The organism is Rubrobacter calidifluminis (genome assembly GCF_028617075.1).
Taxonomy (GTDB): Bacteria; Actinomycetota; Rubrobacteria; order Rubrobacterales; family Rubrobacteraceae; genus Rubrobacter_E; species Rubrobacter_E calidifluminis.
Map to the genome: position 1 here is coordinate 1 of NZ_JAQKGV010000008.1, position 25,515 is coordinate 25,515.

General features: G+C 68.6%; 25 protein-coding genes and 2 pseudogenes. 14 read left to right on the forward strand and 13 right to left on the reverse strand.

Features of this window, described 5'->3' with window-relative positions; genetic code table 11:
- Positions 1-4 precede the first annotated feature (4 nt).
- The 3 genes and pseudogenes from PJB24_RS07780 to PJB24_RS07790 all read left to right on the forward strand — a co-directional run bounded on the left by PJB24_RS07780 (position 5) and on the right by PJB24_RS07790 (position 3,005).
- Positions 5-847: pseudogene (locus tag PJB24_RS07780) on the forward strand (ABC transporter ATP-binding protein).
- Positions 844-1,677, forward strand: a complete 834-nt coding sequence (locus PJB24_RS07785) for an ABC transporter permease subunit (RefSeq protein WP_273844510.1) — start codon at positions 844-846, stop codon at positions 1,675-1,677. Before PJB24_RS07780 ends, PJB24_RS07785 begins: the two are co-directional and overlap by 4 nt.
- Before the next feature lie 35 nt (positions 1,678-1,712).
- Positions 1,713-3,005 (forward strand): ATP-binding protein, encoded by a 1,293-nt coding sequence (locus tag PJB24_RS07790; RefSeq protein WP_273844512.1) that lies wholly within the window; start codon positions 1,713-1,715, stop codon positions 3,003-3,005.
- Here PJB24_RS07790 and dapF read toward each other — a convergent pair.
- Positions 3,002-3,784 (reverse strand): diaminopimelate epimerase, encoded by a 783-nt coding sequence (dapF, locus tag PJB24_RS07795; protein WP_273844514.1) that lies wholly within the window; start codon positions 3,782-3,784, stop codon positions 3,002-3,004. The genes PJB24_RS07790 and dapF overlap by 4 nt on opposite strands.
- A 46-nt stretch (positions 3,785-3,830) precedes the next feature.
- On the opposite strand from dapF, the gene PJB24_RS07800 reads away from it, so the two are divergent.
- Positions 3,831-3,992 (forward strand): hypothetical protein, encoded by a 162-nt coding sequence (locus PJB24_RS07800; RefSeq protein ID WP_273844518.1) that lies wholly within the window; start codon positions 3,831-3,833, stop codon positions 3,990-3,992.
- Here the strand turns inward: PJB24_RS07800 and PJB24_RS07805 are convergent.
- The 3 genes from PJB24_RS07805 to PJB24_RS07815 all read right to left on the reverse strand — a co-directional run bounded on the left by PJB24_RS07805 (position 3,980) and on the right by PJB24_RS07815 (position 7,982).
- Entirely contained in the window at positions 3,980-5,842 is a 1,863-nt protein-coding gene (locus PJB24_RS07805) for a S9 family peptidase (RefSeq protein ID WP_273844520.1), read from the reverse strand. The genes PJB24_RS07800 and PJB24_RS07805 overlap by 13 nt on opposite strands.
- A 36-nt stretch (positions 5,843-5,878) precedes the next feature.
- The gene (locus PJB24_RS07810; protein WP_273844523.1) at positions 5,879-7,285 is read right to left on the reverse strand and encodes an MFS transporter; all 1,407 of its coding nucleotides are present in this window, start codon (positions 7,283-7,285) and stop codon (positions 5,879-5,881) included.
- A 109-nt stretch (positions 7,286-7,394) separates the two neighbouring features.
- Entirely contained in the window at positions 7,395-7,982 is a 588-nt protein-coding gene (locus tag PJB24_RS07815; protein WP_273844524.1) for a TetR/AcrR family transcriptional regulator, read from the reverse strand.
- An 86-nt stretch (positions 7,983-8,068) separates the two neighbouring features.
- On the opposite strand from PJB24_RS07815, the gene PJB24_RS07820 reads away from it, so the two are divergent.
- Both PJB24_RS07820 and PJB24_RS07825 read left to right on the forward strand, forming a co-directional pair.
- Positions 8,069-8,323, forward strand: a complete 255-nt coding sequence (locus PJB24_RS07820; RefSeq protein ID WP_273844526.1) for a DMT family transporter — start codon at positions 8,069-8,071, stop codon at positions 8,321-8,323.
- A complete protein-coding gene (locus PJB24_RS07825; protein WP_273844528.1) occupies positions 8,323-8,649 on the forward strand; it encodes a DMT family transporter in 327 nt (108 codons plus the stop codon). The genes PJB24_RS07820 and PJB24_RS07825 overlap by 1 nt, the downstream gene beginning before the upstream one ends.
- Here PJB24_RS07825 and dapB read toward each other — a convergent pair.
- The 6 genes and pseudogenes from dapB to PJB24_RS07855 form a co-directional block, all read right to left on the reverse strand.
- Entirely contained in the window at positions 8,624-9,415 is a 792-nt protein-coding gene (gene dapB, locus PJB24_RS07830; protein ID WP_273844530.1) for a 4-hydroxy-tetrahydrodipicolinate reductase, read from the reverse strand. The two genes, PJB24_RS07825 and dapB, sit on opposite strands and share 26 nt — an antisense overlap.
- Positions 9,412-10,305, reverse strand: a complete 894-nt coding sequence (gene dapA / locus PJB24_RS07835) for a 4-hydroxy-tetrahydrodipicolinate synthase (protein ID WP_273844532.1) — start codon at positions 10,303-10,305, stop codon at positions 9,412-9,414. Before dapA ends, dapB begins: the two co-directional genes overlap by 4 nt.
- Positions 10,298-11,527 (reverse strand): aspartate kinase, encoded by a 1,230-nt coding sequence (locus PJB24_RS07840; protein ID WP_273844535.1) that lies wholly within the window; start codon positions 11,525-11,527, stop codon positions 10,298-10,300. The genes dapA and PJB24_RS07840 overlap by 8 nt, the downstream gene beginning before the upstream one ends.
- Positions 11,528-11,572: 45 nt before the next feature.
- On the reverse strand, positions 11,573-12,559 hold the full coding sequence (locus PJB24_RS07845) for a CPBP family intramembrane glutamic endopeptidase (protein ID WP_273844537.1): 987 nt from the start codon (positions 12,557-12,559) through the stop codon (positions 11,573-11,575).
- A 6-nt stretch (positions 12,560-12,565) separates the two neighbouring features.
- A pseudogene (locus PJB24_RS07850) lies at positions 12,566-13,159 on the reverse strand (redoxin domain-containing protein); the annotation flags it as partial.
- A gap of 12 nt (positions 13,160-13,171) precedes the next feature.
- Positions 13,172-13,303 (reverse strand): thioredoxin domain-containing protein, encoded by a 132-nt coding sequence (locus PJB24_RS07855; protein ID WP_273844539.1) that lies wholly within the window; start codon positions 13,301-13,303, stop codon positions 13,172-13,174.
- A gap of 83 nt (positions 13,304-13,386) precedes the next feature.
- Here PJB24_RS07855 and PJB24_RS07860 point away from each other — a divergent pair, with 83 nt between their 5' ends.
- Complete coding sequence (locus PJB24_RS07860; protein WP_273844540.1) at positions 13,387-14,106, forward strand: class I SAM-dependent methyltransferase; 720 nt, start codon at positions 13,387-13,389, stop codon at positions 14,104-14,106.
- 216 nt (positions 14,107-14,322) lie between these two features.
- On the opposite strand, the gene PJB24_RS07865 is transcribed toward PJB24_RS07860, so the two are convergent.
- Positions 14,323-14,559 (reverse strand): hypothetical protein, encoded by a 237-nt coding sequence (locus tag PJB24_RS07865; RefSeq protein WP_273844543.1) that lies wholly within the window; start codon positions 14,557-14,559, stop codon positions 14,323-14,325.
- A 357-nt stretch (positions 14,560-14,916) separates the two neighbouring features.
- On the opposite strand from PJB24_RS07865, the gene modA reads away from it, so the two are divergent.
- Both modA and PJB24_RS07875 read left to right on the forward strand, forming a co-directional pair.
- Positions 14,917-15,732 (forward strand): molybdate ABC transporter substrate-binding protein, encoded by an 816-nt coding sequence (gene modA, locus PJB24_RS07870; RefSeq protein ID WP_273844545.1) that lies wholly within the window; start codon positions 14,917-14,919, stop codon positions 15,730-15,732.
- Positions 15,732-16,565 carry an ABC transporter permease gene (locus PJB24_RS07875; RefSeq protein ID WP_273844547.1) on the forward strand — a complete coding sequence of 278 codons (834 nt, stop codon included), beginning with the start codon at positions 15,732-15,734 and terminating at the stop codon, positions 16,563-16,565. The genes modA and PJB24_RS07875 overlap by 1 nt, the downstream gene beginning before the upstream one ends.
- On the opposite strand, the gene PJB24_RS07880 is transcribed toward PJB24_RS07875, so the two are convergent.
- Positions 16,522-18,858, reverse strand: a complete 2,337-nt coding sequence (locus PJB24_RS07880) for an acyltransferase family protein (protein WP_273844549.1) — start codon at positions 18,856-18,858, stop codon at positions 16,522-16,524. The two genes, PJB24_RS07875 and PJB24_RS07880, sit on opposite strands and share 44 nt — an antisense overlap.
- Before the next feature lie 236 nt (positions 18,859-19,094).
- Here PJB24_RS07880 and PJB24_RS07885 point away from each other — a divergent pair, with 236 nt between their 5' ends.
- Together PJB24_RS07885 and PJB24_RS07890 are read left to right on the forward strand one after the other, a co-directional pair.
- The gene (locus PJB24_RS07885; protein ID WP_273844551.1) at positions 19,095-19,433 is read left to right on the forward strand and encodes a tetratricopeptide repeat protein; all 339 of its coding nucleotides are present in this window, start codon (positions 19,095-19,097) and stop codon (positions 19,431-19,433) included.
- A 15-nt stretch (positions 19,434-19,448) separates the two neighbouring features.
- A complete protein-coding gene (locus PJB24_RS07890) occupies positions 19,449-19,904 on the forward strand; it encodes a hypothetical protein (protein ID WP_273844553.1) in 456 nt (151 codons plus the stop codon).
- Position 19,905: 1 nt separating this feature from the next.
- Here the strand turns inward: PJB24_RS07890 and PJB24_RS07895 are convergent, their stop codons facing one another.
- Positions 19,906-20,103, reverse strand: coding sequence for a hypothetical protein (locus PJB24_RS07895; RefSeq protein ID WP_273844555.1), 198 nt, complete (start codon positions 20,101-20,103; stop codon positions 19,906-19,908).
- Positions 20,104-20,282: 179 nt separating this feature from the next.
- Between PJB24_RS07895 and PJB24_RS07900 the strand changes: the two genes are divergently transcribed.
- The 3 genes from PJB24_RS07900 to PJB24_RS07910 all read left to right on the forward strand — a co-directional run bounded on the left by PJB24_RS07900 (position 20,283) and on the right by PJB24_RS07910 (position 25,514).
- Positions 20,283-20,990, forward strand: a complete 708-nt coding sequence (locus PJB24_RS07900; protein WP_273844557.1) for a DUF92 domain-containing protein — start codon at positions 20,283-20,285, stop codon at positions 20,988-20,990.
- A gap of 150 nt (positions 20,991-21,140) precedes the next feature.
- Positions 21,141-23,573: a leucine--tRNA ligase gene (leuS, locus tag PJB24_RS07905; RefSeq protein WP_420541915.1), complete on the forward strand. Its 2,433-nt coding sequence runs from the start codon at positions 21,141-21,143 to the stop codon at positions 23,571-23,573.
- A 114-nt stretch (positions 23,574-23,687) separates the two neighbouring features.
- Entirely contained in the window at positions 23,688-25,514 is a 1,827-nt protein-coding gene (locus tag PJB24_RS07910; protein WP_273844564.1) for an adenine deaminase, read from the forward strand.
- Position 25,515: the final 1 nt, after the last annotated feature.

Consider the following 25,515-nt stretch of genomic DNA (forward strand, 5'->3'; position numbering starts at 1 on the left):
GGGGATAGCGGGGCTCGATCTCGAGGTCGAGGAGGGGGAAGTCTTCGGCTTTCTCGGGCCCAACGGGGCCGGGAAGACCACCACCATCCGCACGCTCATGGGGTTTCTGCGACCGGATGGGGGGCGGGCCGAGGTCTTCGGGTTCGACGTGTGGCGGGAGAGCGTCGAGGTGAGGTTGCGGGTCGGGAACCTGCCCGGGGAGCTCGCCTTCTAGGACCGGATGAAGGGTGAGCAGATCATCCGGCTCTCCGCCCGGCTGCGTGGGGTGGATGATCTCTCCTACGCCCGTGCGCTCGCCCACAGGCTTGACGCCGACCTCACCCGTCCCGTGCGCAGGCTCAGCCGGGGAAACAGGCAGAAGGTCGGGATCGTACAGGCGATGTTCCACCGGCCGCCGCTCCTGATCCTGGACGAGCCGACCGGCGGGCTCGACCCCCTGGTGCAGGAGGAATTCCTGCGGATGATGTGGGAGGTGAAGGAGGAAGGACGCACGGTCTTCTTCTCTTCGCACAACCTGGCCGAGGTCGAGCGCGTCTGCGACCGGGTGGGGATCATCCGGGAGGGCACGCTCGCCGCCGTCGAGGAAGTTGGGAGGCTGCCCGGAAGGACTCTCCGGCTCGTGAGGCTGACCTTCGATTCGCCCGCCGACCCGGCCCCCTTCGCCGCGCTCCCCGGGGTCACTGACCTGAGGCAGGATGGAGTTGCGCTTTCGTTCTGGGTCCACGGCGATCTCGACTCGGTCGTCAAGCTCGCCGCGAGGCACACGGTCGTGGACATCGAGGTCGAGCGCCCCTCGCTCGAGGAGGTCTTCCTGGCGTACTACGGCGAGGGCGGGGAGGAGAGATGAGGGGGGCGAAGGTTCCTTCTGCCTCGACCCGGATCGTCGTGCTGGCCGGAAGCTCCCTCAGGCTTCGGTACAGGGGTGCGCTCGTCTGGGGAGTGTATCTGGCGGCGCTCGGCATCGCGTACGTCGCGCTCTACCCCTCGCTGGCGGACCAGCGGGAGCTTCTGAACGGCCTCGTGGGGAGGCTGCCGCGTGCGGCGCGGAGCCTCTTCGGTTTCGGTGCGGGCGCCGGGTTCGGCTCCATAGAGGCTCTTCTCGCCACCGAGCTGCTCGGCTTCATAGCGCCGCTCGCGCTCGCCTTCTTCGCCATCCTCGCCTCCGCCTCCGCGCTCTCCGGGGCGGAGGAGGACGGGAAGATCGACGTGGTGATGAGCAACCCGATAGCACGGTGGCAGCTCGTCGTCGGCAGCTTCGTAGCCAGCATGCTCTCGCTGGCGATCATCCTGGCCGTCATGGGGGTGCTGATGGAATTCGCCGCCCTCGTGGTGGGCGTGGACCTCTCCCCGGCCCGGCTGGTGGAGGCGCTTCTGAACCTTTGGCCGATGTCGGCCCTTTTCGGGGGCTTCGCGATGCTGTGTTCCGCGCTCACGCACCGGCGGGCCCCGGCGGTGGGCATCCCCGGGGCCGTGCTCGTCTTCATGTATGTCCTCAACGCGCTCGCCGGGAGCGTCGGGAGCATCGAGGGCCTGCGCCGCTTCTCGGCCTTCCACTACTACGGCGCCGCCATCCGGCAGGGGATCGACTGGTCGAACTTCGCCCTGCTCTCTGCCTCCGCCCTGCTTCTCGTGGTGCTGGCGGCCCTGGCGTTCGGCAGGAGGGATGTCTACACGTAGACGAGCGGTCCGGGGCGGTGCTAGAGTTCGTTTCCATGCGGAACGAAGAACTCGCCGGGCTCGTGGTCCGGGCGCGGGGTCTCGCGCTCTTCCGGGGCGTGCTCGGCACCCGGCCCGTCCGGGATCTGCTGTCCCTGCTCGGCCTGCTGGCGCGGGAGAGGCCGGACGCCGGGGAGGTGGCCGGGGTAGTGGGAGGGCTCTGGGCGGGTCTCGCCGCCTCCCGCGATCCCCTGCTCCCCGACGCCTGGCAGGCGCACTTTCTCGGGAGCATCCTCGACGACGAGAACCCCTTCAGCCTCGGTGCCGAGACGGGGGATCTTCCCCCGGCTCTCCTGGGGCAGGCCCGGCGCGAGCTCCCGGTGCTGCAGGGGCTCTTCGGGCTCAGGACAGAGTCTCTGCTCGCGCTCGTCGAGGAGCGCCTCCCGGAGCTCGGAGGGCTCTGGGAGCCGCTGGTCTACCCCGGGGCCGGCGGGGACGGCTCTCCGAGGCAGGAGATCGCGCGCAAGCTCGCCGCCGCGCCCGACTGGGGCGGGTGCGCGGAGCTTCTCGCCGGGCACTTCGCCCGCCAGGGGGCGGGGGCGCTCGGGCGCTACAGGGCCTTCCGCTGGCGGGAGGGGGGGCTCGTCCCGGTCGAGAGCCCGGACCCGGTGTGCCTGGAGGATCTCGTCGCCTACGAGGAGGAGCGGCGGCCCCTGATCGAGAACACCGAGCGGCTGCTCGCCGGGCTGCCCTCCCACCACGCGCTGCTCTACGGTCCTCCGGGGACCGGGAAGTCGTCCACCGTCAAGGCGCTCGCCAACGCCTACGCCGCGGACGGGCTGAGGCTGGTCGAGCTGCCCAAGGAGGATCTCGGCCGGCTTCCCGAGCTCATGCAGACGCTGCGCCGGAGGGGGGCCTGCTTCATCGTCTTCGTCGACGACCTCTCCTTCGAGGAGGACGAGGTCTCGTACAAGACGCTCAAGGCGCTGCTCGAGGGGAGCGTCGCCCCGCCGCCGCAGAGCGTCCGGCTCTACGCGACCTCCAACCGGCGCAACCTGGTGCGCGAGCGCTTCTCCGACCGGGAGGAGGACGACGTGCACGCCCACGATACCATGCAGGAGAAGCTCTCCCTGGCCGCCCGATTCGGGCTGCGCGTCACGTTCCCGCCGCCGGACCAGAGGCGCTACCTCGAGATAGTCTTCGGGCTCGCGCGGGCGCGGGGCCTGGCGATGCCGGAGGAGGAGCTGCGCGAGAGGGCGCTGCTCTGGGAGCGCTGGCACCCCGGACGCTCGGGGCGCACCGCCCGGCAGTTCGTCGACGGGCTCGAGACCGGGTTGAAGGAGCGCTAGAAGAGAAGCCTGCCCTCGCAGACGTACTCCGCCGGGCCGGACATGTAGAGAGGGCCTTCCCCGCCGTCCCACTCGACGACGACCATCCCGCCGTCCAGCTGCACCCGGACCGGACTCCGGGCGAGACCCTCCCGCAGGGCGGCCGCCGCCGTCGCGCACGAGCCCGAACCCGAGGCGAGGGTCTCGCCCGCGCCGCGTTCCCAGATCCTCATCCGCACGGAGCCTCCGCCGCCGCCGGCGGAGGCGAACTCGACGTTGGTGCCCCCGGAAAAGAGCGGGTCCCGCTCCACCTTCGGGCCGATCCGGCGCAGTTCGATCTCCTCGACGTCCTCCGCCGAGGGCAGGAAGGCGACCGCGTGCGGGTTGCCCATGGAGACGCGGAGGAAGGTGTAGCCGTGCAGATGCACCTCGCCGCCGAAGGACGGGCGCCCCATCTCTACGCGCGAGGATCCGTCGGGGTTCAGCACGACCTTCTTTATGCCCGAGGCCGTCTCTACCAGGAGCGCGTCGCGGGAGACCAGGCCCCGGTCGCGGGCGTAGCGGGCGAGACAGCGGATGCCGTTGCCGCACATCTCGGCGAGAGAGCCGTCGGAGTTCAGGTAGACCATCCTGACGTCCGCCCGCTCCGAACGGGCGGCGACGAGGATCCCGTCGGCCCCGACCCCGAAGTGCCGCTCGCAGGCCCGGCGGGCGAGGGCGGGAAGGTCCACGCCCTCGACCTCTTCCGGATCGAAGATGAGGAAGTCGTTCCCGGCCCCGTGCATCTTGGTGAAGCGCATGCTATGAAGCAGTATACAGGCGAGAGACGGGAAGCGAGGTGAGAGCGTGGAGGGCGGAGAAGGGGTTTGCCTCGAGGCCGAGGCCGAGCGGCTGTGGCGCTCGGGGATGGACCCGCAGGAGATAGCCGAGAGGATGGGTGTCGATCCCGGCTGGGTCGAGGCGCTCGTCTCGATGTGGGAGCCCGAGGAGGAAGACTACTCCTCGTAGCGGCCGCCGAGGTGGCGGGCCAGGAAGCGCTCGGCCGCGGCGTAGAACTTCAGGCGGTTCTCCGGCCGGGCGAAGCCGTGCCCCTCGTCCTCGAAGAGCAGGTACTCGTGCTCGACGCCGTTCTCTTTCAGGGCCGAGACGATCTGCTCGCTCTCGGCCCGCTTGACCCGCGGGTCGTTCGCGCCCTGAGCGATGAGGAGCGGGATCTTTATGTCCTGCGCCCGGAAGAGCGGCGAACGGCTCTTCAGGAACTCCTCCTCGGTCTTCGGGTTGCCAACCCGCTCGGTGAACGTGGAGATCAAAGGCTTCCAGTACGGCGGGATCGTGTTTATGAGCGTGATGAGGTTCGAAGGACCGACTATGTCCACCGCGCAGCGGAAGAGGTCGGGGGTGAAGGCCGCCCCGACCAGGGCGGCGTACCCGCCGTAGGATCCACCGTAGATCGCGACCCTCTCCGGGTCGGCGATCCCCTCTTCGACGGCCCAGCGCACGGCGTCGACCAGGTCGTCGTGCATCCTGCCGCCCCACTCCTTGTTGCCGGCGTTGAGGAAACGCTTGCCGTATCCGGTCGAGCCCCGGTAGTTGACCTGCAGGCAGGCGTAGCCGCGGTTTGCGAGCCACTGGGCCTCCGGGTCGTAGCCCCACTCGTCGCGGGCCCAGGGCCCGCCGTGGACGTCGAGGACCATCGGGAGCGGCTTCCGAGCCCCCGGCGGGAGGGTGAGGTACCCCTCGATCCGGAGCCCGTCGCGGGAGGTGAACGAGATGGGCTCCATCTTCGCCAGAGTGTAATCCGCGAGCGCCGGACGGTCGTGGAAGAGTAGCGTGCCCTCTCTACTCTTCCGGTCGTAGGAGTAGAAGGAGCCCGGGCCGTCGTCGGCGGTGAAGGCGACGATCCACCGCCGGTCCTCCCGGTCGCGGCTCACGACGGAGAAGTCCCCGGGGTGCAGCGAACGTATCGCCTCGAAGTCCTCCCGGATCTCCTCGTCGATCACCTCCCACTCGGTGCGGGCGCGGGCGAAGGCGACGGCCTGCACCTCGCGCGTCTCGGGGTGGACGAGCACCTCGGAGACGTCGTAGCGGGGGTCTTCGGCCAGGACTTGGATCTCATCCGTCTCTGTGTCGAGCTCCACCAGCCGGGCGGCGTCGGCGCCACGGGAGTCGCGCAGGAAGATCCTCCGTCCGTCGCCGGAGAAACCCACGGGGCCGCTCGAGAGCCCGTCCTCGGCGCTCCAGCGGAGTATCTCACGCCACTCTGCATGCTCGTCCTCGCGGAAGAGGAGCCCGAGGGAGCCGTCGGGGTAGACCGTGGCCGCGCCGCGCACCCGCAGGTCGGCGTCGGCGAGCCAGCCGGCTACGTTGCCCGGGTTCTCGGCGAGGAGCTCGAGCTCACCGCTCTTAAGGTCGAGGGCGCAGGCGTCGTGCAGCTCGGGGTTGCGGCGGTTGAGTTCGATCAGGATCTTTTCCGGATGGCGGCGGCTCTTCTCGAGCGGGCGGACCTGCACGTTCTCGAAGGGTGTCAGGGAGCGGGCGGCCACCTCGCCCGCCTTCGGCCTCACGGCGTACATCCGCCAGTTCTCGTCTCCGTCCTCGTCCTGCAGATAGAGGAGGTGCTCTCCGTCCTCGGCCCAGAAGTAGACGCGGATGCCCCGCTTCTCGTCATCTGTCACCGGCCGGAAATCTTCGCCGCCCGGCTTCGATCCGGCCGGACCGACCCAGACGTTGAGGACCCCGTCCTTCGGGGCGAGGTAGGAGAGGAGGGTGCCGTCGGGGGAGAGGCGTGGGGAGGTCATCTCGGGGTTGCCGAAGAGGACTTCTCGGGGGATGAGCGAGACGTGTTCTTCGTGCGGCATCTTCTTCCTCCTCTCGCCGGGAAACCGGGTGAGAGTTTAACGCGCTTCGGTACCGGAGTGATCCTCCGTGCTCTTCTGGGACGAGACGATCGCGGCGGCGACGTCCCGCCGGTAGGTGCGTAGCGCGAGCAACAGGATCAGACCGTTCAATACGAGCAGGGGGAGGAGTACGAGGAAGACCCTCTCCAACCCGAGCGAGCCGCCGCCGAGCGCGGCGGAGAGGGCCCCGAAGGAGACCGGGGCGAGCCCCTCGGCCCCGGAGCGCAGGACCTGCCGGATCGACTCAGCCCTCCCCCTCAGACGACCCACCAGCACGTCGACCCGGATCGCGTCGAGCGACGGCCTCGCCCCCGCGAGGAAGAACGCCCCGGCGGCGAAGAAGGGGATGGAGACGGAGAGCGAGCGCGAGATGAACGCCGGGTAGAGCGCGACCACCGAGAGCACGTAGCCCACCGAACCCACCAGTATCCTGCTGTTCACCACCCCGCGCCGCAGCAGCGCGTCGCTCAGTCGGCTGAGCGCCACCACCCCTGCCACCGCGCCGATGCCCACGACGAGGATCGCGAGGTTGGCCTCGCCCTGCGAGATGCCGTACCAGCCGGTGGCAAACACTATGGCGAAGGTGGCGATGGCCTGGAAGAAGAAGTCTCCCACCGACCGGGCTGCGAGTGCGATGAGGTCGGTGCGTACCTCGACCGTGTACTTCGCCGCCTCCCACATGGACATCTCGGAGGGGTCGTGCTCCAGCAGCCCGTGCGGGCTCGGCTCGACGCCGCGCTCGCGCACGAGCCTGCGCACCAGGCTCTCCTCGCCCCCTTCCTCCGGACCTCCGGCCCCGACCCGCTCCGGCTCCCCGACCTTCCAGAGGGCGAGCGCGAGAGACGCCCCGCCCGCGGCGAGCAGCCAGAAGTTCCACCGCCAGGAGGCCGCCCGCGAGAGGATGGGCGGGAGCACGTATCCTATGCCCAGCCCGATAAGGACGCCCGCGTTGACGATGCCGAGCGCCCGCGACCGCCTTGCCGCCGGGACGATGTCCCCGATCAGGGAAGGTATCACGGGGCCGGAGGTCGCGGCGGCCATCCCGAGGGCGAAGCTCGTCCCGAAGAACATCCAGAAGCCGGTCGAGGCTCCGAGCGTACCCATGGCCGCCGCCCATACCACGAAGCTCCCCGCCAGCAGCAGCGTGCGCCGGGCCCTGTCGGCGAGCATCCCGAGCGGTACGGCGGCCACGGCGCTGACGAAGAGCAGCGCCGTGGAGAGCATTCCGAGCCGGAAGTTTCCTATCCCGAAGGCGTGCTTGAGCGTGGGGCCTGTGGCCCCTATGAGCCCGCGCTCGGCGTAGTCGAGGGCGACCACGAAGAATAGCAGCAACAGCACCCGCCGGCGGTTGCTCGCGAGCAGTCCGTGCACGGCTCGCTGCAGCCTGCGGACACCCTGAACCACCCGGCCGAACCTCCCGGTCAGGGCCGGCGGGATGCCGCCGGCCGAACTTCGGCCGCACCCGCGCGGCCCCCAAAATCATCCTACCAGCGCGCCCTGCCCCGCGGGGATTTTATTTCGCCGCCCCACGCAGCCTCTCCAGATGTGCGTCCAGCAGCGCCCTCTGCTCCTCCGGCGGCCACTTCCCGGGTTCGAAGACGGCCTGCATCCCAACCCCGTCCACCAGCGCGACGAGCGAGTTGGTCTCCCGCACGGGATCCAGCGCGGAGTCGAGATCCCCCCGCCGCTGAGATTCCTCCACCAGCGCCCGCACCACGCCGCGCCACAGCGAGTACAGGTGGTTCTGCTCGGCCCTCAGCGCCTCGTCCCGCGCCGCACGCCCCCAGAACTCGAGCCAGACGCGCATCTCCTCGGCCCTCTCCTCGTCCAGCGGCAGCGCCTCCAGCAACACGGTCCTGAGCGCCTCGATGCCCTCCTTCTCTCGAGCTTCTCGCTCGAATCGCCCGACTGCCCGCTCGATCGAGAGATGCAGAGCATGCAGGAGCACCGCATCCTTGTCCTCGAAGTAGTGCGCCAGAACCCCCGTGGAATACCCGGCCTCGGAGGCGATCTCGCGCACCGTCGCAGCCTCCAAACCGCTCCTCGCCACGGCCCGCCACGCCGCCTCCGCTATCTCTCTCCTCCGCCTCTCGTGATCCACCACCCTCGGCAATTCGAACCCCCAGCCTGTCTCCCCGCTGAAATATATTATAACGACCGTCCGAAATAAAACGTAAAGGAGGGGCAATGGCCTGGTTGCTTCTGGTGGTGGCGGGATTTTTCGAGGTTGGGTTTGCGCTGGGGCTCAAGCTCTCGCAGGGGTTCACGCGGCCTTGGCCGGTGGTCGGGATGGTGTTTTCGGGAGCGCTGAGCTTCTCTTTGCTGGCGTGGGCGATGCGGGGGTTACCGGTGGGGACGGCGTATGCGGTATGGACCGGGATCGGGGTGATAGCCCTCGTCCTGGCCGGGGTCGTCGTGTTGAGGCTGACGGAGGTCGGGTAGTGATCTTCTGGTTCTATCTGGTCGTGGCGATAGTGCTCGAGGTCGCGGGGACGAGTGCTATGAAGCTTTCGGAGGGTTTTACGCGGCCGGGCCCTTCGGCGGCGATCCTCCTACTGTATGGGGCGAGCCTCTATCTGTTCACGCTCGCGCTCAGGAAGATAGACGTGAGCGTGGCGTACGCGGTGTGGAGCGGGGTTGGGACGGCGATGATCGCGCTGGTCGGGGTGCTGTGGTTCCGGGAACCGGTGACGGCGTTGAAGATGGTCTCGCTTCTGCTGATAATCGCCGGGGTCGTCGGGCTCAACCTCGGCGGGGTGCACCGCTGAGGACGTCGCGCATCGAGTAGAGCCCGGGAGGAGCCGAGACGACGAACCTCGCGGCCCTGAGGGCGCCTGCGGCGAAGACCCGGCGGGAGAGGGCGCGGTGGGTCACCTCCACCTCCTCGTCGTCCCCGAGGAAGAGGAGGCGGTGCTCCCCGACGACCGCCCCGCCGCGGACGGCGTGCACCCCGATCTCGCCCTTCTTCCGCGGGGTCACACCCTCGCGGCCGAAGGTGGCGACCTCCTCCAGCTTCACGCCTCTCCCTTCCGCGGCGGCGCGCGCCAGGAGCAGCGCCGTCCCCGAGGGAGCGTCCCGCTTGTTCCTGTGGTGGGCCTCGACGAGCTCGATGTCGTAATCTTCACCGAGTCGCTCCGAGAGGAGGTGTACCACCTCGCGCAGGAGGTTCACCCCGACGCTCGTGTTCGGGGCGAGCACGATGGGCACCCTCCCGGCGGCCTCCCTCACCTGCTCCGTCTGCTCCCCGGAGAGCCCGGTCGTCCCGATCACGGCGGGCTTCGCGCAGGCGAGGTGCTCCACGGTCGCCTCCGGTGTCGTGAACTCGATCAGGACCTCCGCGTCCTCCGGAGGGACCTCCGTGGCGGCGACGCCGGCCCGGCCCCACCCGCACAGCTCGCCCAGGTCCTCGCCCAGGTGCTCCGAGCCGGACCGGACCACCCCTCCGGCGAGCTCGAGGTCCTCGCTCTCGAGCACGGCCCGACAGAGCTCGCGGCCCATCCGGCCCGCCGCCCCGATGATCGCTGCTCTTGTCACACTTCTTCGGGGGTGGGGAGCAGGTGGGAGTGGCGCTCGAGTACCTCCTGCAGTCTGCGGAGGTTCTCCCCCTCCATCGGCGAGAGCGGCAGCCGCATCTCGTCCGAGCAGAGCCCCAGCAGCGAGGCCGCGGTCTTCACGGGGATGGGGTTCGTCTCGATGAAGAGCGCCCGGAAGAGGGGCAGGAGCTCGTAGTGCATCTCGCGTCCGCGCGCGAAGTCGCCCGAGAGGAGCGTGCGGACCATCCGCGAGACGGCCGCCGGGGCGACGTTCGAAGCCACCGAGATCACGCCGTCGCCGCCGAGCGCGATGATCGGGAGCGTCAGCGAGTCGTCCCCGGAGAGGATGACGAACTCCTCCCCGCACGTCCGGCGGATGTCGGCGGCGAGGTCCATCGAGTGGGTCGCCTCCTTCGTTCCGACGACGTTCGGGATCTCCGCCAGGCGCGCGGTTGTCTCCGCCGAGAGCGCGACCCCCGTGCGGGAGGGGATGTTGTAGAGGATCAGGGGGAGCGAGGTGCTCTCCGCGATCGCGGCGAAGTGGCGGTAGAGCCCCTCCTGGGTCGGCTTGTTGTAGTAGGGGGTGACCTGCAGCGAGCCGTCGGCGCCCGCCTCCTCGGCCATCTTCGTGTAGCGGATCGCCATGTCGGTGCTGTTCGAGCCGGTGCCCGCGATCACCGGGACCCGACCGTTCGCCACCCGGACCACGGTCTCGACGACGAGCCGGTCCTCCTCTTCGGAGAGGGTCGGGCTCTCCCCCGTCGTGCCGCAGGGGACCAGGCCGTCGACGCCCTGGTTGATCTGGAACTCCACCAGCCCCTCGAGCGCCTCGACGTCGACCTCGCCGTTTCTGAACGGTGTGACGAGCGCGGTGAAGGTGCCTCTAAACATCTCTCTCCTCCAGCTCGAAGTCCCTGTGGAGGCTTCTTACCGCCTCCTCCACCCTCTCCACGGGTATAACACATGTTACCTGTATCTCCGAGGTCGAGACCATCCGGATCGGGATGCCCGCCCGACCCAAAGAGGCGAACATCCTGGCCGCGTATCCGGGGCGGTTGAGCATGCCGGTCCCGACCACCGAGACCTTCGCCAGGCCCAGCTCGCCCTCGGCCTCGCCGCCCAGGGAGGAGGCGACCTCCCCGGCGAGCTCCCTGGCCTCCTCGTAGTCGCCGCGCCGCACGGTGAACGCCACGTCGGAGATGCCCGCGCGGTTCGCGCTCTCGACGATGACGTCGACCGAGATGCCGCGCCCGGCGAGCGGTTCGAAGACCTTGCTGAGCGTCCCCGGGCCCGTGCGGATCCCACGCAGCGTGATGCGCGAGACGTCCAGGTCGTGGACTATCCCGGCGACCGTCTCCCGCGTCTCCAGGTGTTCCAAGACGTCACCTCCCCTTATCACCGTGCCCGGACCCTCTTCGAAGGAGCTCTTCACGTGCACCTCTATCCCGTAGAGCGCGGCGAGCTCGACCGCCCGCGGGTGCATGACCTTCGCCCCCCGCCAGGCCATCTCCGCCATCTCGGCGGTGGAGATCTCGGGTATCCTGCGCGCTGCGGGGACGATCCTCGGGTCCGCGGTGTAGACGCCGTCTACGTCGGTGTAGATCTCGCAACGGCTGGCCCCGAGCGCCGCGGCGAGCGCGACCGCGGTCGTGTCCGAGCCGCCCCGCCCGAGCGTCATCACGTCGCCCAAAGAGTTCATCCCCTGAAAGCCCGCGACGATCACGACCTTTCCCTCGCCGAGCAGTTTCTTTATTCGATCCGGGCGCACCTCGGAGATGATCCCCGAGCCGTAGCGGCCGGTCGTCCTCATCCCGGCCTGCGGGCCGGTCAGGGAGACGGCCTCGATCCCCCGGTCGGAGAGCGCCATCGCCAGGAGCGCTACCGATTGCTCTTCACCGGTCGCCAGCAGCTGGTCTATCTCGCGCGGGGAGGGGTTCTCGCTCACCTCGGAGGCGAGGCGCAGCAGGTTGTCGGTCGTCTTGCCCATCGCCGAGACCGTCACCACGAGGTCCACCCCCGACCTTCTCGTCCGGGCGACGCGCCCGGCCACGGCTTTTATGTGTTCGGCGGTCGCGACCGAGCTTCCGCCGTACTTCTGGACGATGATCCCCAAGGCTGTCTCTTCCTCCCGACGCGGGATGCTCTTCCGGCGGATAGCCTAGCGCATGCGGTCGGATTTCGCACCATCTTCCCCCGGCCTCCGGGCGAGTTCTTCTCGGATCCCGAGCCGTCCCCGGCTGAGCTTCACCCACCCGGCGGTGATCACCATCCCGACGAGCACCGCGGCGGTCACGAGCAGCCCACCCTCCGGGCCGAACGCCCCGCCGGTCCAGACGTCCGGCCCGCGCTCGCGGCTGGCGAAGAAGACCGCCCCGACCGGAGAGGTGCCGCTCACCGGTAGTCCGTAGACCACGCCCTCGAAGATGTTCCAGGTTATGTGGATGCCGATCGGGATAGCGAGCTCCCCGGTGAGGACGTACCCGGTTCCCAGCAGGAGCCCGGCGAGCGCCACGTTCGCCGCGCTGACGGCGGTGGCGTTGGGGTTGAACAGATGCAGGAGACCGAAGAAGGCCGAGGATAGCACCCAGGCTGCCACCACCGCCCCGCGCTCTCCGATGAAGGGGAGGTTGAGCCCTTCGGCCAGGTTTCTGAGCTGGTATCCGCGGGAGAAGGTCTCTTCGTAGATCCCGACACACAGGTAGAGCACGAGGACCGGAAGGAGCGCGGTGGCGAAGGGGAGGCCGGGGAGCAGCGATTCGAGGGTTCCCCGTACCTTCACCCAGCCGAGTGCGTCCTCGACCGCGAATACGCCGCTGATGAGCGCGGCGCCGAGCACGAGCCCGAAGAGGAGGTCGTAGAACCACCTGCGCCCCAGGTGGAATCCGAAGTCCTCGAAGCGCCTGCGGTCGAAGAACCGCCCGGCTAGCCACACGCTCACGAGCACCGCCGGCAGGTTGGCGACGAAGCCGACGAGCGAGAGGCCTATCCCCCCGCCCCCGGCGGCCCTCCAGGAGACGAAGAGTATCCCGGCGAAGATTCCCGCCAGGATCTGCCAGAGGACGAACTGCAGCAGGAGACGCCACAGCGCGCGCGGTCGGGAGGTTTCGCCTCCACCCTCCAGAAAGATCCACACCAGCGTCCGCACGACCGGCTACCCCGTCTTCTTCATCTCCAGCGTCTTCCGGATCGCGCCCCTGTACTCCCGGACCATCCGCTGGTAGCGGTCCACCTCTCTGAACGCCTCCTTGCCTGCAGGGCCCCACCTCCCGAACCGGCGCTTGAGCGCGACGGTGGCGAAGTGGAGGGCGCGGTAGTAGATCGAAAGCTCTTCCAGGCTCATCGCGGGACGGTCCGGGCGGACGCTCTGCTCGTGGGCCTCCTTCGGCGTGAGGTGGACCCGGGGCTCCGTCTCCCCGTAGCTGCCGCCTCCGACGAGGCCGTCCAGCGTCGCGAAGACCTCCTCATCCTCCGGACGGTCGGCGAAGTCCTCCCCGGCGTAGAGGTAGCGGACCGTTCCGGAAGCATCGAGCGCCACGACGGCGGGGACGGCGACGTGCTCCTCCTCGTTCCAGAGTCCCCAGAGCCTCGCCAGCTCCCCCCGCGCGTCGCTGAGCAGCGGGAACGGAAGGATGAGTCTGGAAGCCATCCCGGCGCCCCGCTCCGGGGGATCGACGCTTATACCGGCGAGCTGTACCCCGCGCCGCTCGAACTCCCCGAACTTCCTGGCGAAGCTGACCAGCTGCCCGTTGCAGTACGGTCACCAGTCGCCCCGGTAGAAGACGAGCACCACAGGTCCCCGCTCGAGCTGTCCCGAGAGGTTCCACGGTTCGCCTCGCTGATCCGGAAGCTCGAAGCAGAACGCCCTCTCCCCGACCTCCAGCCTCGCCATCCTTCTCCTCTCCCGCGCTTGCCTTACCGTGAGCGCGTCTATGCTACAACACGAACACTTTTTACCGCACCGGAGGTTAGAGCGTGGAGCGCTGGAACGACGAGGACTCGAAGCTGTTCATGGACCTCGGCCGCTACTTCGTGCCCGAGAGGGAGTACCAGATCGGGGCGATCTGCGCCCTGATCCCGGTCTCTACGTACGAGCCCTTCGAGGTTCTGGACCTCTGCTGCGGCGAGGGTCTCCTCGCGGAGGCCATCCTCGAAGCGTTTCCAAGATGCTCGGTGCGCGGCCTCGACGGCTCTCCAGCCATGCTTGAGGCAGCGACGAAGCGTCTCGCCCGTTTCGGGGACCGCTTCGCCGCAGGGGAGTTCGACCTCACCTCCTCCTCCTGGCGCGGCGCTTACGGGCCGGTGCGCGCCGCCGTCTCCTCGCTCGCCTTCCACCACCTCGACGGCGCACAGAAGCGCGCTCTCTTCCGAGACGTGTACCACATGGTCCAACCCGGCGGGGCCTTTATCATCGCCGACCTGGTGATGCCCGTCTCCGAAGCGGGCGTGAGGCTTGCCGCCCGCTCCTGGGACGAGGCGGTCCGCGAGCGCTCTCTCAAACTCCTCGGGGACGAGCGGGCCTTCGAGCGCTTCGAGGAGGAGAGGTGGAACCTCTACCGCTACCCCGACCCGGAGGTAGATAAGCCCTCTGCCCTCTACGAGCAGCTCCGCTGGCTGGATGACGCCGGATTCGAGGGGGTGGACGTATTCTTGATGTATGCCGGCCACGCGGTATTCGGCGGGATGCGCCCGTGACGGAGACTCGGAACGTCAGCGACTACGGGTGCCCGGTGCTCTGAGCTCACCTTCGGAGGTGAGGGCGGGGCGCCCCGCGAGGAACGCGCGATGATACTGGCTGAGGGGCGAAGACCTCCACGATCTCGTCCGCCGGCAGAAAAGCCCGGGCTACGGAAAAAGGACCGGGGCGGAAGACCCCGGTCCTCGAAATTTCTCTTATCCGTAAACTTCGGATCAGGAGCTGCTCGAAGAGCTGCTCATCATCGAGGAGCTGCTCATGGAGCTGCTGCTCATGGAGCTGCTGCTCATGGAGCTGCTGCTGGCTGGGCTGCTGCTCGCGGCGCTGCTGGCCGCGCTGCTCGCCCCACCACCCCCGCCACCCCCGCAGGCGGCGAGTACCATGGCGGAGAGCACCAGCGCCCCGATCAAAAGAACCACCTTCCTTATCCCTGTTGACGCGGCGCGTCTCACCAAACGACCTCCCTCTTGTTTCGTTTTCACGTCCGTTCGCAACGCCCGTCTGCTGGCTCAGTATCCTATCGCATCTCGGCGCAGATATCTTAGCGTAGTCGGGATCATAGTACAAAAATATAAAAAATTAATAAGGAAACGCAATAAAGACCATCTCCCCCGAAATTCCCCGGAGCGGTTTTTCTGTGCAGGGTGCCCGAAGAATGACCCCCGACCCGGGGCATAACATGTTCGATGATGATGTCACGTGAGGGGTGTGGAGCCGGGAAGGTCCGGCGGGGCGCTCCTGAAGGGGTTCTGATCCACGGGAGGTGGGCTCTGAAAGCTGGCCGGGTTCGATTTGTGTTTTTCGCTGTGTTGGCGCTCGTTTTCTCTCTTCTGGCCGGAGGCTGCGGCGGGGGGCAGGCCTCTGGCGGGGGGTCCTCCTCGTCCTCTCCGGCGGCTGAGGGGAGCAGGACGCTCACGGTTTTTGCGGCGGCTTCGCTCACGAACGCCTTCGGTCAGCTTGCGGGTGATTTCCAGAAGGAGCATCCCGGAGTGCGGGTACGCAACAACTTCGACGCCAGTTCGACGCTCGCCACCCAGATCGAGCAGGGAGCTCCGGCGGACGTATTCGCCTCGGCCGACACCCAGCAGATGCGGATCCTGCAGAAGAAGGGGCTCATAGAGGGGGCACCCCGGGTGTTCGCGAAGAACCGCGAGGTGGTGATCGTGCCGAGATCCAACCCTGCGCACATCCGGAGCTTCAGGGATCTGGCGAAGCCCGGCGTGAAGCTCGTGCTCGCCGCGAAGGACGTCCCGGCGGCGGTCTACGCGATGCAGATACTGGGCAAGGCGGCCAGGGACCCCTCCTACGGGTCTTCCTTCAAAAAAGGAGTGCTCTCGAACATCGTCTCGCGGGAGCAGGACGTGCGGGCGGCTGCGAACCGGGTCGCCGTCGGTGACGCGGACGCCACCTTCTGCTACGCGAGCGACGTCACTCCGGACATCCGGAACAAGGTGAAGGTCGTCGAGATCCCGAGGACCCTCAACGTCGTCGCTACATACCCGATAGCGGTCGTCAAGGGATCCAAGAACGCCAGGCTGGCCCGGGAGTGGGTCGATCTCGTGACGAGCCAGAAGGGACAGCGGGTGCTCAAGAAGTGGGGTTTCATGCTGGTCTCCTCCGGCTGATGGTGTGGAAGAAGGAACCCCACAAGACGCGGCGCAAGCCCTCTGCGGGCTCGGACTGGTTCACCTCCGGGCTCGCGGTCGCCGCACTGGGGCTCCTCGCCGGGTTCATAAGCGTCCCGCTCGTGAGCCTCCTGGTGTGGACCTTCGACCAGAAGGCCTGGTCGGCGATGGCCTCGCCGGTCGCCCGGCAGGCTCTCGCGCTCAGTGCCCGCACGACGTCGACGACGATGGCGATCCTGATCCTGTTGGGCACCCCGGCTGCGTACATCCTCTCCCGGGCGCGCTTCCGGGGGATGCGGGCGCTCAACACCCTGATGGAGCTTCCCGTCGTCCTGCCGCCCTCGGCCGCAGGGATAGCGTTGCTTCTGGCGTTCGGGCGGATGGGGCTCCTCGGGAGCGGGCTCGACGCCTTCGGGATAGAGCTGAGCTTCACGACGGCGGCCGTGGTGATGGCCGAGGTTTTCGTTGCCGCACCGTTCTACGTCCGGCAGGTCGCCACCGGTTTCGCGGGCGTCGAGCGCAGCGTCGAAGAGGCGGCGCTCGTGGACGGGGCGACGAAGACCGGGGCGTTCTTCAGGGTGAGCGTGCCGCTGGCCTTCCCCGCGCTCGTCTCCGGCGCGATTCTGGCGTGGGCGCGGGCGCTCGGGGAGTTCGGGGCGACGATCATCTTCGCCGGAAACTTCCGCGGGGTTACCCAGACGGTGCCGCTCGCGATCTACACGGTCTTCCAGAGTGACATGAACGCGGCGGTGGCCCTCTCTGTGCTGGTCCTGGGGTTCGCGTTCGCCGTCATCCTGAGCGTGCGCTACCTGACGAGCCGCTCCTCAGGCTAGCTCTGCCGTAGACCTCCCGCGCGATGAGGCGGGCGTAGGCCCGGGCCCCCGCCGGCCTGAGGTGTATCCCGTCGCTCCAGAAGAGGGCGGGCCGGTTCTCGCTGTAGGAGCGCCAGTCGACCACCGAGGCGTTACCGTAGCGGGAGGCGCCCTGGGAGATTACCTGGTCGTTGGGCTCCTCCCAGGGGCGGGGAACCTTGTCGTTCACGAAGACGACCCGCCTGGAGGGTCCGGCGATGCGCATGATCTGGTCGAACTGCTCCGGCGTGATGGGGCCGTTGTTCCCGATGGCGACTATCACGACGCGGCCCAGGGTGCCCGAGGCGCGCTCGCGCTGCAGGATCGAGATCGCCCGCTGCACCTGGAGCCCCTCGATCGCGTCTATGCGTATCCCGCGTCCGAGCTGCAGCTGCAGCTCGCGGGCGGCGCCGAGCATCACCGAGTCGCCGACGGCGCTTATCTGGGAGGGACTTATCCTGTGGGGGTGCCCCGGATGCTTCGCTGGCTGGCGGACTGCTCTGCGACCATCCTGTGCGCCGGACGGTCGGGCGCGCTCCGAGCCCGCCGGGGTGTCAGGGCCGGTGTGTACCGACCGGACGGCCAGGTAAGAGGGCGCCTTCGGCTCCCTCGCGTTTACGGCGGCTACCACCAGCACGAGGCAGCAGCCGAGAAAGAGCGAGCAGGCCGTCGCGTAGCCGGTGGCGAGGCGGCGGCGTCTCGAACCACCAGACTCGCGCAGACGGGCCAGCGCCCGCCCGAGAGCCCCACGCCTTATCGGGGTCTCGACGAACCGGTAGGAGAGGTCTGCGAGCAGCACGGTTACCCCGAGGCGCAGTGCCAGCAGCGGCCATCCTCCCATCGGGACGTCGAGGGCGGGGCGTGTCATGTCGAAGACCGGCCAGTGCCAGAGGTAGATGCTGTAGGAGCGCAGCCCGACCCATCGCAGGGGCTCCCAACCGAGCATCCTGGTCCCGAATCGGGACCTGGGTTCGACCGCGACGGCTATGACCCCGAGCGTGAGCAGGGAGACGAGGGCGAAGCCTCCCCGGTAGAGAAACGGTTCGAACTCCCCGATCAGTAGCATCGAGACGATCGTGGCGCCCAGGAACGCGAGCCCGGTGAGGTCCAGTGCGAGAGGTGGGAGGGTGAGACGCCGGCGCCAGGCCGGAATGCTGAGGAACCCTCCCGGCTCGTGGAGCCTGCCCGGTGGGCGCACGAAGGCCAGCGCAGCCCCGAAGAGGAGCTCCGCCGCGCGGGTGTCGGTGCCGTAGTAGACCCTCGAGGGGTCCGCGTCCGGGCTGTAGAGGAGCCCCATCCACACGCTGGAGGCCACGGCCAGGAGCAGGGCCAGGAAACCCATCCCCCGTCTTCCCGCGAGCCTCATCCCGACGAAGAACAGGACGGGCCACACCAGGTAGAACTGCTCCTCCACCGCCAGCGACCACAGGTGCTCGAAGAGCGAGGGTCTTCCCACGGACTGGAAGTAGGACTGGTGGCTGAAGACGAAGTACCAGTTGGTCACGTAGAAGAAGGCCGCCAGAGCATCGTAGCGTAACCGGGACAGCTCGTCCGGGAGGAAGACCGCTGCGAAGGCCAGCGTCACGAACAGCAGCGTGTACAGGGCGGGGAGCAGCCTCCTCGCCCGCCGCGCCCAGAACGAACCGAGGCTTATCCGCCCCTGCCTGCCCCACTCGGAGAGCAGCAGGGAGGTTATGAGGTACCCGCTCAGCACGAAGAAGACTGTGACCCCGAGAAACCCTCCGGGTATCCAGGAGAGGTTCGCGTGATAGAGGAGGACCGCCGCCACAGCGATGGCCCTCAGGCCGTCGAGGCCCGGCAGGTAGGGGAGCGTCCCGCTCTTGCCGCTCGTGCGCCCGGGATGGTCGGCGGGAGGCCGGCCATCCCGGGGCCTGGCGGGCGCCTCCGCTTGCGTGGTGAAGCGTGCCCGGCTGCGGCCGAAGGAGAGCTCGTCGCCGTTTCTCAGGGGCTCCCGGTCTATGTGGATACCGTTGAGGAGCGTGCCGTTGGACGAGCCGAGGTCTTCCAGGTAGAAGGAACCGTCGCGGCGCGAGATCCAGGCGTGGTGCCGCGAGACGTAGGGGTCTGGGATCACCACGGTGTTGCTCTTTGAGCGGCCTATCGTCCAGGGCCCCCTCCCCTCCAGCCGGTGGATGCGGCCGTCGACCTCCAGCCGGACCGCCTCCCCGGCGCCGCCCCCCTGGTTCAAGAGCCTGGTGAGACGCCCGTCGCCTATCCTTTGCCGGAAGTTGATGGGACCGGGCGTACGGGACACGCTCGCTCCTTCAGGCTCTGGACCGGATCATCCACGACCTCGCCGGGAGGCTGGGAACGACGCGTTGTGCTGGCGGGAAAGCCTGCCTGTGCATGCGCTGCGTATTCCGCGTTCCACTGCCGCTACATCCTCCCTCGTCGCGCAGGCGATGGGAAAAGCTTACCAGAGCGAGCAGGGTTCGGCCACGCGAATCGGCTGGTCCGGCGATATCGTGGGTTTCGTGCTAAAAACACACCATGGAAGGTAGAGAGAGCCGCGCCGAGACCTTTCGCAGGCTGCTCGAGCGTGACCCGGAGAACCCGATGGTCCTCTGCTCGCTCGGCATAGAGCTCTTCAAGGAGGAGAACTATCCGGAGGCGAGGGAGTGCTTCCGGAGGGCGATCGAGAGCAAGCCGGACTACTCGGTGGCCTACAGGATGCTGGGCCGTACGCTCTACGAGCTGCACCAGGATGCCGAGGCGAGGGAGGTCTTCGAGAGAGGCCGCGAGGTGGCCGAGAGAAACCGCGACCTACAGACCGTGAGGGAGATAGACGTCTTCCTGCGCCGCCTCCGGAAGAGGCTGGAGGGGCCCTGAGCGGCTGACCTTCCGATGTCTGACCTCGAGGTGACGATCTTCGTGGACTACGAGAGCCCGCTGGCCCGCCGGGTGGCCGGGGACGTGTGGTCCGGGCTGGCGCGGGCCGCCGGGGAGGGGGGAGCCAGCACGAGGGGTTTCTGGGAGAGCCTGCGCGGCCACGATGGCCCGGGATCCTCCAGGGGAGCGCGGGTGAGGATCTTCGTGATCGGGCAGGACGAACCGGAGACGGTGGAGGAGGTGGCAGGGACTGTCTCCCCCGGGGCGGAGCTCTACGGCGTCGTCGTGGCGGTGCCCGACCGGCCGAGCCCGCTCGCGGGGCCGCTCCTCTACCAGGCGGTCGGGAGGCTCGAGGAGGCGGGCGTGAGGCCCGGGTCGGTCGAGCCCGCGCTGTTGCATGCGGTCCCCGAGGAGGGGGAATCCTACGCCCGGCGTCTGCTGGAACGGCTGCGGAGCCCGAAGCTCCGGTAGATCAGAGACCCCTCTCGATGACCTTCACCTCGGAGAGGGCGGTCTTGAGCCGGGCCCCGGTGCTCCTCCGGTATTCCCTTACGGCCTCGGTTCCCTTCCCCTCTTCCAGCAGCCGTAGCACGCGGGCCCGGGCGGCCTCATCCAGCGGCGCCTGCTCCCTCCCGCCGAGATAGACGCTGAGCGTCTTCCAGAACCCCACGTGCCGTCCCCTTTCTCAGACGATGTTCCGGGCGCGAAAGCCATTGTAGCGTTCGTTTCCCGGGGGGGGTTAAACCTTCGTAACCGGAGCGTCAGGCTCGTGTGACGCCTGCGGGTACCCGGCCGCGGATTGTGCGAGACTCTCGGGCTGCAGGCCCACCATGGAGCAGGAGCGTCGCGTTGTTCGGAGAGCTGTTCGCCGGACTTTTGGTGACGGCATTCTTTGCCGGCATGGCCTACGCGCTCGGGATGATAAGCACCTCGGGAGCCGTGGGAGGCTTCGTCGTCGGGGTTCTGGTCTACGCGTCCTTGGGCTGGCGGGGTTTCGCCGTCCTCGCGCTCTTCGTCGTCGGGGGGTCGGCGCTGACCAGGGTCGGCTACCGGGTGAAGCAGATACGCGGTACGGCCGAGGGCCGCGGCGGGAGGCGCGGGGCGCGGAACGCCTTCGCCAACAGCGTTGTCGCGGTCGTCTGTGCAGGGCTCGCCGCCGCGACCTCGCGTCAGGAGCTCTTCGCGGCGGCGTTCGTCGCCTCGCTGGGGGCGGCCTTCGCCGACACCGCGGCCTCCGAGGTCGGACCGCTCTTCAGCGCCACGCCGCGCAGGATAACCACCCTCGAGCGGGTCCCGGCCGGGACCGACGGCGCCGTCTCGCTGCCGGGAACTTTAGCCGGGGCGGGTGCGGCACTGCTCACCGCCGCGTTCGGGCTTTCGCTCGGGCTCCTCGGCTCCCCCTCCGAGGCGGCCGGCGTCGCGCTGGCCTCCTTCGCCGGGATGCTCGCGGACAGCCTCGTCGGGGCGACCCTCCCCGGGCTCGGCAACGAGCTGACGAACGTCGCGTGCACCCTCGTGGGGGCTCTGGTGGGGCTTTCTCTGGTCGCAGCCGGGTGATATATTTTGCCTGTATGGGAAGCAGGAGCTTCAGAGGGCATCGCGAGGTCGAAGACCGACTATAACACCTGCGCGCCTGTCCCCCGTTTCGAGCCCGCAGAACGACCACGCACGAGCATCGTCCCCGAAGGAGTTTCGACCGTGAGCGAGGTGTCGGTAAAGAAAGAATACGATCCCGGCGCGATAGAGAGCCGCTGGCGCAGGAGGTGGGCCGAGAGCGGCCTCTACAAGACCGACGAGGATCCGGGTAAGCCCAAGCACTATGCGTTGACCATGCTTCCCTACCCGAGCGGGGATCTGCACGTCGGGCACTGGTACGCGATGACCCCCTCCGACACCCGGGCGCGCTTCATGCGGATGCGCGGCTACCGGGTCTTCTTCCCGATAGGCTTCGACGCCTTCGGGCTGCCGGCGGAGAACGCGGCGATAAAGCGCGGCATCCACCCCCGGAAGTGGACCTACTCGAACATCGAGAACATGCGGGGGCAGCTGCGGCAGATGGGCACGATGTTCGACTTCGACGCCGAGGTCGTGACCTGCGAGCCGGAGTACTACCGCTGGAACCAGTGGTTCTTCCTCAAGTTCTACGAGCGGGGGCTCGCCTACCGCAAGAAGGCGCCGGTGGACTGGTGCCCCTCGTGCAACACCACGCTCGCCCGCGAGCAGGTGGTGGGCCCCGACCGGCGGTGCGAGCGCTGCGGCACCCCGGTCATAAAGCGCAACCTCACCCAGTGGCTTTTCAGGATCACCGAGTACGCCGACGAGCTTCTCGACTTCTCGAAGATAGACTGGCCCGAGCGCGTGAAGACGCTGCAGACTAACTGGATCGGGCGTTCCGAGGGGGCGGAGATAGAGTTCGAGATAGAGGGCTACGGCCCCATCACGGTCTTCACCACCCGTCCGGACACCGTCTTCGGGGCGACGTTCATGGTGCTCGCCCCGGAGCACGAGGCGGTCGAGAGGATAACCGCGCCCGAGCGCGCCGCGGAGGTGCGCGCCTACGTCGAGGAGGCCGCCCGGATGAGCGAGATAGATCGCACCGACATCACGCGCGAGAAGACCGGCGTCTTCACCGGGGCCTGCGCGACGAACCCGGCCACCGGGGAGAGGATCCCGGTCTACATCGCCGACTACGTGCTCCTCGGCTACGGTACGGGCGCGATCATGGCCGTCCCCGCCCACGACGAGCGGGACTTCGAGTTCGCTACGAAGTACGGGCTGGAGATACGCCCGGTCATAGCCCCGCCCGAGTGGGATGGATCTCCTCTCGAGGAGGCCTACGCCGGTGAGGGGACGATGGTCAACTCAGGGCCCTTCGACGGCACCCCGAGCGGGGAGGGCCGGGAGAAGGTCACCCGCTGGCTCGAGGAGCGGGGGGCGGGGAGGCAGGCAGTCAGCTACCGTCTGAGGGACTGGCTCATTTCCCGCCAGCGCTACTGGGGCACCCCGATCCCGATCGTCTACTGCGAGGGGTGCGGGACGGTGCCGGTGCCCGAGGAGGACCTGCCCGTCCTGCTGCCGGAGGACGCGGAGTTCACCCCGACCGGGGAGTCGCCGCTCAAGCGCGACCCGGACTTCTACAACACCACCTGCCCCCGCTGTGGCGGCCCCGCCACGCGCGAGACCGACACGATGGACACCTTCGTCGACTCCTCGTGGTACCAGTACCGCTACCTCTCGCCCCACTACGACGAGGGGCCCTTCGATCCCGAGCAGGGGAGGAAGTGGCTGCCGGTCGACCAGTACACCGGTGGTGTCGAGCACGCGGTGATGCACCTGCTCTACACGCGCTTTTTCACCAAGGTGATGCGCGACATGGGGCTCGTGGACTTCGACGAGCCGATGGTGAGGCTCTTCAACCAGGGTGAGATCCTCGGCCCCGACGGCAACCGGATGAGCAAGAGCAAGGGCAACGTCGTGAACCCGCAGGAGTGGGTGGACCGCTACGGATCTGACGTGCTGCGGTGCTTCTTGATGTTCATCGGGCCCTGGAACGAGGGCGGTCCCTGGGACGGGCAGGGGATCGAAGGCGTCGCCCGCTGGCTGCGCCGGGCGCACTCGCTGGTGGTCGAGGGCGAGCCCTCCGGGGCGGAGGCGGACCCGAAGGAGCTTCCCCGCCGCACGAGCCGGCTCGTCAAGCGGGTCACCGAGAACCTGGAGACCTTCCGGTTCAACACCGCGATCGCGGCGCTCATGGAGCACACCAACTACCTGCTCGCGGTGCGCGGGCGGGTGGATGAGGAGGAGTGGGCCTCCGCCCTGCGCGACTTCGTGCTGGTCCTGGCGCCCTTCGCACCGCACCACGCCGAGGAGATGTGGGCGGAGCTGGGCCAGCCGTACTCGGTGCACCAGCAGAGCTGGCCGCAGTGGGACGAGGAGCTGGTCGCAGAGGAGGAGATCACGCTCGTCGTCCAGGTCAACGGCAAGCTGCGCGACCGCATCCGGGTCCCGGTCGACGTCTCCGAAGAGGACGCCCGCCGGCTCGCGCTCGAGAGCCCGAAGGTGCGCCAGCACGTCGAGGGACGTGAGATCAGAAAGTGCGTCTACGTGCCGGGGCGCGTGGTGAATCTGGTGGTGGGTTAGCCTCTACGGTCGCAGGCGGCCCTTTCCACGTCTGATCCCGGCGCCGGACGCGATTTTGTCCCGCCGTACCGTGGTGTAGTATGCTGCCGGGCCTGACGGAAGGAGAGTGGAGCGATGGAGGAGTCCGGCAGGAGAAGGCCTCTCTACGAGATGACCCGGGAGCTGGCGGCGACCGCGATGGGCGAGCTTCCCGCGACGCTCGTCGTCCGCGGTGGCACCCTCGTCAGCGTGACCTCGGGCGAGGTCGTCCCGGGGATGGACGTCGCCGTGCAGGGGCCGCGCATCGCCTACGTCGGCCCCGACGCGGGGCACACCATCGGGCCGGACACCCGGGTGATAGAGGCGGAGGGGCGCTACGTCGCGCCGGGGTTCCTCGACGGGCACTGCCACATCGAGAGCAGCCAGCTCACCGTCGCCCGGTTCGCGGAGGCGGTGCTCCCTCTGGGCACCACCGGCGGTTTCTTCGACGCGCACGAGATCTCTAACGTGCTCGGCCTCGAGGGCCTGAGGCTGATGCTGGAGGAGGCGCGCACCACGCCGCTGGCGGCCTACCTTGAGGTCGCCTCCTGCGTTCCCTCGACCTCGACGGACCTGGAGACGCCCGGAGCGGTCCTCGGCCCGGAGGAGGTCGCCGAGGCGATGGGCTGGGGGGAGGACGTGATCGCGCTCGGAGAGGTCATGAACTTCCCCGGGGTCGTCTTCGGCGACGAGAAGATGCACGGTGAGATAGCGGAGGCCCTGAAGGCCGGGCGGGCCGCCGACGGGCACTTCTGCTGGCCGCCGGACGACCGACGCCTCGCCGCTTACGCGGCGAGCGGCGTGAGCGGGTGCCACGAGGGGACGACCCCGGAGGACACCCTCTGGCGCCTCAGGCAGGGGATGTACGCCAAGCTGCGGCGCGGCTCGGCCTGGCACGACGTCGCCGCCACGATAAAGGCGCACACGGAGATGGGGCTCGACCCGAGGCGCATCCTGCTCGTCACCGACGACCGCAGCCCGGAGTCGATCCTGGACGAGGGGCACATGGACTTCGTCGTGCGCCACGCCATATCCCAGGGGGTGAGGCCGGTCGTCGCTTTCCAGATGGCCACCCTGAACACCGCCGAACGCTTCGGCGTCTCACACGACGTCGGCAGCGTGACCCCGGGCCGCCGCGCGGACATCATCCTGCTCGACGGCGACCTCGCCGACGTGAGGATCTGCCTCACGGTGGCGGCCGGCGAGGTCGTCGCGGAGGATGGGAGGATGGTCGCGGAGATCCCGCGGTTCGAATACCCCTCTTTCGCGCTCGACTCGGTGCGGGTCTCCGGTCCCGTCACGGAGGAGACGTTCGCCGTGGAGGCGCCCGTCGAGAGCGGCCGGGTGCCGGTGCGGGCTTTCCGGGTGGTCGAGAACCACGTGGAGACACGGGAGGAGCGCGTGGAGCTCCCGGTCTCCGGAGGGCTCGTGCGCCTCGATCCGGAGCAGGACGTGTGCAGGGCCGCCGTGATCGAACGACATGGGAAGGGCGGCTGGAAGGCCGTCGGGTTCGTCTGCGGGGTCGGCTTCCGGGAGCCGGCGGCCATCGCGAGCACCGTCGCCCACGACAGCCACAACCTGCTCGTGATCGGGAGCTCCGAGGAGCAGATGGCCCGCGCCGCGAGGGCGGTCGTCGGGGCGGGGGGAGGCGTCGCGGTCGCCCGCGGGGAGGAGCTGGTGGTGCATCCGCTGCCGGTCGCCGGGCTTATGTCGCCCGACCCCTTCGAGGCGGTGGCGGAGCGCTCGCGAGCGGTCGGCCGGGCGCTCGCCGCGGCCGGCTGCACGCTCAACTACGCCTTCATGACGCTCTCGCTCCTGGCGCTCGTGGTTCTCCCGGAGCTGCACCTCTCCGACAGGGGGCTCGTCAGGGTGGACGAGGGCGGGTTCCGACTCGTGCCGCTGTTTACCGGGAAGGAGGCGTAGG

Coding starts and splice junctions, on each gene's coding strand:
- PJB24_RS07785 (WP_273844510.1), top strand. CDS start 844: ATGAGGGGGGCGAAGGTTCCTTCTGCCTCGACCCGGATCGTCGTGCTG.
- PJB24_RS07805 (WP_273844520.1), bottom strand. CDS start 5,842: ATGCCGCACGAAGAACACGTCTCGCTCATCCCCCGAGAAGTCCTCTTC.
- PJB24_RS07820 (WP_273844526.1), top strand. CDS start 8,069: ATGGCCTGGTTGCTTCTGGTGGTGGCGGGATTTTTCGAGGTTGGGTTT.
- PJB24_RS07890 (WP_273844553.1), top strand. CDS start 19,449: ATGTCTGACCTCGAGGTGACGATCTTCGTGGACTACGAGAGCCCGCTG.
- PJB24_RS07875 (WP_273844547.1), top strand. CDS start 15,732: ATGGTGTGGAAGAAGGAACCCCACAAGACGCGGCGCAAGCCCTCTGCG.
- PJB24_RS07885 (WP_273844551.1), top strand. CDS start 19,095: ATGGAAGGTAGAGAGAGCCGCGCCGAGACCTTTCGCAGGCTGCTCGAG.
- PJB24_RS07790 (WP_273844512.1), top strand. CDS start 1,713: ATGCGGAACGAAGAACTCGCCGGGCTCGTGGTCCGGGCGCGGGGTCTC.
- PJB24_RS07910 (WP_273844564.1), top strand. CDS start 23,688: ATGGAGGAGTCCGGCAGGAGAAGGCCTCTCTACGAGATGACCCGGGAG.
- dapA (WP_273844532.1), bottom strand. CDS start 10,305: ATGTTTAGAGGCACCTTCACCGCGCTCGTCACACCGTTCAGAAACGGC.
- dapF (WP_273844514.1), bottom strand. CDS start 3,784: ATGCGCTTCACCAAGATGCACGGGGCCGGGAACGACTTCCTCATCTTC.
- PJB24_RS07855 (WP_273844539.1), bottom strand. CDS start 13,303: ATGGCGAGGCTGGAGGTCGGGGAGAGGGCGTTCTGCTTCGAGCTTCCG.